Below are 4,483 nucleotides of genomic sequence, written 5' to 3' on the forward strand. Positions count from 1 at the left end.
CTCCTCGCCGCCCCCGTCGTCCCCGGACCTCCCGGGGTTCCTCAGCGAGGGCGACTTCGGCCCCGAGGTGACCGAACTCCAGAGACGGCTGCTGCGCATCCCGGACGTCTACCGGGAGGGGGCCACCGACGGCCGCTACGACGCCGCCCTGTCCGCGGCCGTCGCCCGCTTCCAGCTCTGNNGGGCGACGAGACCGGCGTCTACGGCGACGACACACGGCTCGCGCTGGAGTCCCGCACGGCCGGCGTGCGCCGTGCCGAGGACCCCGTCCCCCCGGGGAACTGACCTGCACGGCGAAGCCGCGGTCGCGTCGGCGGCACCGCGACGGCACCGGTCCGGAGCGGGCGTCCGCCCGCGGCCCGCCCTACGCCTCGCCGGGCCCCCGTTGCTCCTCGGGGAGGCGGACGTCGAGGACGCACACGTCGTCGCGGCGTTCACCCTCCAGCATCGTGTCCAGCAGCGCCCCCAGGGACCCGCTCCCGTCGCCCGGACGGGCCGTCACGGCCTCGGCGAGACGCCCCAGTCCCGCGTCGATGTTCTCCGGGGGCCGCTCCACCAGGCCGTCCGTGTACAGCAGGATCCGGTCGCCCGGTTGCAGACGGCACTCGGCCTCCTCGAAGCGGGGTGCCGCGATCGCGCCGAGCAGCATGCCGGGGGGGCGACCCAGATAGGTCACCTCGCCGCCGCGCAGCAGCAGGGGCGGGGTGTGCCCCGCCTGCGCCCAGGCCAGCCGCCGTTCCCCGGGGCTGTAACGGGCCAGGACCATGGTCGCGGTGCCGTGGGTGTCCCGGGAGTGCAGCAGCAGGGTGTTGAGCCGGGCGAGCGCGCCGGTCAGCGAGGAACCGGTGATGACCATGCCCTTGGCGGTGAAGCGCAGCTGGGCCATGGTGGCCACGGCGTCGACCCCGTGCCCGGCGACGTCGCCGATGACGAACAGGGCGTCGCCGTCGGGCAGTTCGATGGCGCTGAACCAGTCACCGCCGACGTGGACGCCCGCCTGGGCGGGAAGGTAGGCGACCTCGACGCGCAGTCCGGCCAGGTCCATCGCCTGTCGGGGCAGGGGCAGCAGGGCGTTCTGCAGCCGGGCGACCAGGGTCCGTTCGGTCCGGAGCACGTCGTGCTGGGTGAGGATCTCCCGTTCGCTCTCCACCAGGGCCAGTTCGGCCCGGCGCCGCGCGGTCAGGTCCTGCACGAAGCCGTGCACCTCGGCGGGCGTGCCGTTGAGGTCGGCCACGGCCTCGGCGGCGAGGCGCAGGTGCCGTACGCCGTGTGCGGTGCGGACCCGGAACGGGACGTCGAGCGGCTCTCCCTCGCGGATCAGTACGTCGACGGCACGGCTCAGCGCGGGCCGGTCGTCGGGCTCCGCGAGCGCGGGGAGGTCGACGAGCCGGACGGGCCCGTCCGCGGGGTCCCGGTCGAGGATCGTGAAGACCTGCGACGACCAGGACGGCTCATGCGTGACCAGGTTCCAGTTCGCCCAGCCGAGGTTGCCCAGCCGCTGCAGGTCGGCGAGCCGCTGTTCCTGCCGGTCGGAGGAGGCGTGCCGGGTCCAGGTGACGACCAGCGAGCCCTCCAGTCGGGTCACCCGCACGGAGTAGGTGGACAAGGCCGCGACACCGTCCACCACTTCCTGGTGGGCGAAGGGTTCGCCCTCGTACGGCTCCCCGGTGGCCAGCGTGTTCCGGCAGCCCCGCCACAGCGGCTCGTCCGTCAGATCGGTCCGGTACTCGCGCAGCCGCCGGCCGACCGGGCCGCCTCCGGTGTCGCCCAGTGCGGAGGCCACCTGCTCCGTCGCGGCGTCGATGCGGTAGTCGACGACCTCGCCGGAAGGGCCGTGCACCGGGGTCAGCAGCATCGCCGCGACGGGCAGGGCCTCGAACAGGGTCCGCACGGCGTCCGGGGAGGCGACGGACGCCGGCTCCGGCGGGGCGGCGAGCGTACGCAGCCGTCCGGCGCACAACCGGGTGACGTCCCGCAGGTGGGCGCGGTCGCGCGGGGTGAACGGTCCGGATCGGACGCGCAGCACGCCCACGCAGACCTCGGCGCCGTCCCCGGCGGGCAGGGGCAGCCACACCCGTGACCGCCACCGCTCGGGCGGGTCGCCGATCAGCAGGTACCGCTTGCTGTCCTCGGCGAAGTCCTCCAGCCAGAGCGGCGCACCGGAGCGGAGGGCGTCCAGGACCGCGATCCCGTGGAAGGGGGGAACCTGACGCCACTGGGCGACGTGCCGTTCGCCGACCCCGGCGTGACCGACCAGATCGAGTCTCCCGCCGGACCGCCGGGCGTAGATCATGACCGCGTCCGCGCCCAGGTCCGGTGCGAGGTGTTCCAGCAGGCACCGGGCCAGGTCGTGGAACGTGTCCGCGTGGACGAGGGCGCGGCCGAGGCGGTCCAGGGAGGCGGCGACGCCGTCCGGAGCGGACGGTTCCGCCGGCGGGCCGGTCCGGGGGAGACCGGACGCCCCGTCGGATATGCCCGTGGTGGAGCGTGCCCGGGGCACACCGGAGCCGGACCGGTCGGGCGCCGGGTCGCCCAGGGTGATCCAGCACTCCTCCAGCAGGGTGCGGCGGGCCGCCTTGGCCCGCTGGAGCAGCGTCTCGCCCGCGGCGTCCGCGGAGCAGCCGGCCCGGGCCATCACGACGCCCTTGGCGCGTTCCACCACGGCCGACGTCGCCGCCTGCTCGCGCAGCCGGTCCATCTCGGCGCGTTGCCGGGCGACGACCCTGGCCAGTTCGGCCAGGTCGGGCACGGCTTCGGACTCCGCCGGAGTAACGGGCTCGCTCATCACGCGTCGAGCATGGCACACCGAACCGTGGGGGGTGACCGGTTCATCGGTCGGAAACGCACTGGTGAGCAGGTCGGGGCCCTTCCCGCGAAGGGCGCGTGGCCCGGTGCCCCCGGAGCGCCACCGGCGGCCTGACGTGCCCCGACGTCCTCGTGCCGGGGTGTGTGCGCCGCCCCGTCGGACCGGGCGGGGCCCGGGATCAGCGACCGGTTCCGGCCAGGGCCCGGGCGACCGCCCGCACGCTGCGCGCGATGTGCTGCAGCTGCATGACCTCCGCCGCGTACAACTTGATCGTGTGCTCGATGGCGCCTTCGTGCAGTCCCAGCCGGGGTAGATCGGCCCGCGAGGTCTGCAGGGCGGTGCGCGCCACCCGGATCTCGTGCTCGACCTGGATCTGGGCGTGCCGGGCGAGCAGGACGGGGTGCCGGGCGAATGCCGGATAGCTCGCGTAGCGCGCCGGCACCAGCTCGCGCAGCCACGTGACCGCCGAGCGTTCCCAGTCGTGGCTGCCGGGTGTCTTGACCTGGCAGGGCCAGTCCGGGCCGAGGCGCGTGGATGTCAGGGGCATGATCATCGTTTCCGGGTGGACGGCGTCGTGGGGGTGGACGACGGGGCGGGGCGGCCCCGGCCTAGGGGATGGCCGGGGCCGCCACGGACGGCCGGGCAGGGGCTGCCCGGCCCGACACCCGGGCCGCCGGAGCGGGTAGGAGCCGACGGGCTCCGGGTGTGCGCGCGAGGGCCCGGTCGGGTCGGGGTCCTGCGCGCCGAGTGGTGCTGGCTGCGCATGGGCGGACCGTCGGCTTTCCGGGCGGAGCGGGTGAGGACGGGAAGGGTCGGATCGCGGTCCGGAAGGGTCGGGCCGCGATCCGTGAGCAGTATTTATATATGCGATCTGGTTTGCAAGACGTATAAAAACATTCATGCGTGCTTTGATGGGGCGGTCCGCCGCGGTTCCGCCGCGTTCCGCGGAGCGGGTCCGGCGGGGCCGGGTGCCGCTCAGTCCTTGAGGAAGAACCGGTGCTGGTCGGCGACCTGCTCGTACTCGTCGAGCCGGGCCTGCGTCCGCTCCGGATCCGCGTCCGTCATGGCCTGGAGCAGCGCGGCGCACATCACGCCCGGAGCGGCGTAGGAGTCGAAGACCAGCTGCGATCCGGTGCCGGTGGCGAAGGTGACGTCGGCCTCGTCCGCGACCGGGCCCAGCGCCAGATCGGTGATCAGCGCGACCTTCAGCCCGGCGGTCCGCGCCACCCGCACCGCCGTCAGGGTCTCCTGGGCGTGCCGGGGCATCGAGAACGCCAGCACCCAGGTGCCACCCGCCTCCCGTGACTGCAGCAGCGCGTCGTAGGCGACGCTGCCGCCCCGGGTCACGAGCCGTACGTCCGGGTGGACACGGCGGGCGGCGTAGGCGAAGTACTCGGCGAGGGAAACGGAGATGCGCAGGCCGAGGACCGTGAGCGGCGCGGACGCGGACAGGAGGCGGCCGACCTCGATGACCCGGTCGGCGTCGGCGAAGTCCCGCCGCAGGTTCTCCAGGTTCTCGATCTCGGCGTCGACCGCCGCCTGGAGTTCGTTGCCCCGGTTCTCCTCGGCGGGGCCGCCGGCGAGGGGCCCGAGGGCGATCGACTGCAGCCTCTCCCGGAGCGCGGGGTAACCGTTGAAGCCGACCGCCGAGGCGAACCGGGTCACCGAGGGCTGGCT

At 74.3% G+C, this 4,483-nt stretch carries 3 protein-coding genes and 1 pseudogene; 1 reads left to right on the forward strand and 3 read right to left on the reverse strand.

The window, feature by feature from the left end; genetic code table 11:
• Nucleotides 1-285: pseudogene (locus B7L92_RS31375) on the forward strand (peptidoglycan-binding domain-containing protein); the annotation flags it as partial.
• Between the two features lie 79 nt (nt 286-364).
• Here B7L92_RS31375 and B7L92_RS31380 read toward each other — a convergent pair.
• The 3 genes from B7L92_RS31380 to B7L92_RS31390 form a co-directional block, all read right to left on the reverse strand.
• Nucleotides 365-2,785 carry a SpoIIE family protein phosphatase gene (locus tag B7L92_RS31380; protein ID WP_170102264.1) on the reverse strand — a complete coding sequence of 807 codons (2,421 nt, stop codon included), beginning with the start codon at nt 2,783-2,785 and terminating at the stop codon, nt 365-367.
• 199 nt (nt 2,786-2,984) lie between these two features.
• Entirely contained in the window at nt 2,985-3,359 is a 375-nt protein-coding gene (locus B7L92_RS31385) for a hypothetical protein (protein WP_081240711.1), read from the reverse strand.
• Nucleotides 3,360-3,781: 422 nt separating this feature from the next.
• On the reverse strand, nt 3,782-4,483 hold a 702-nt coding region (locus B7L92_RS31390; RefSeq protein ID WP_081240712.1), incomplete at its 5' end, for a MurR/RpiR family transcriptional regulator.

It is taken from the genome of Streptomyces viridosporus, assembly GCF_002078235.1.
Classification (GTDB): Bacteria; Actinomycetota; Actinomycetes; order Streptomycetales; family Streptomycetaceae; genus Streptomyces; species Streptomyces viridosporus.

Bases quoted from the DNA above. Each gene is read 5' to 3' on its own strand.
- B7L92_RS31380 (WP_170102264.1), bottom strand. From the start codon at position 2,785: ATGAGCGAGCCCGTTACTCCGGCGGAGTCCGAAGCCGTGCCCGACCTG.
- B7L92_RS31385 (WP_081240711.1), bottom strand. From the start codon at position 3,359: ATGATCATGCCCCTGACATCCACGCGCCTCGGCCCGGACTGGCCCTGC.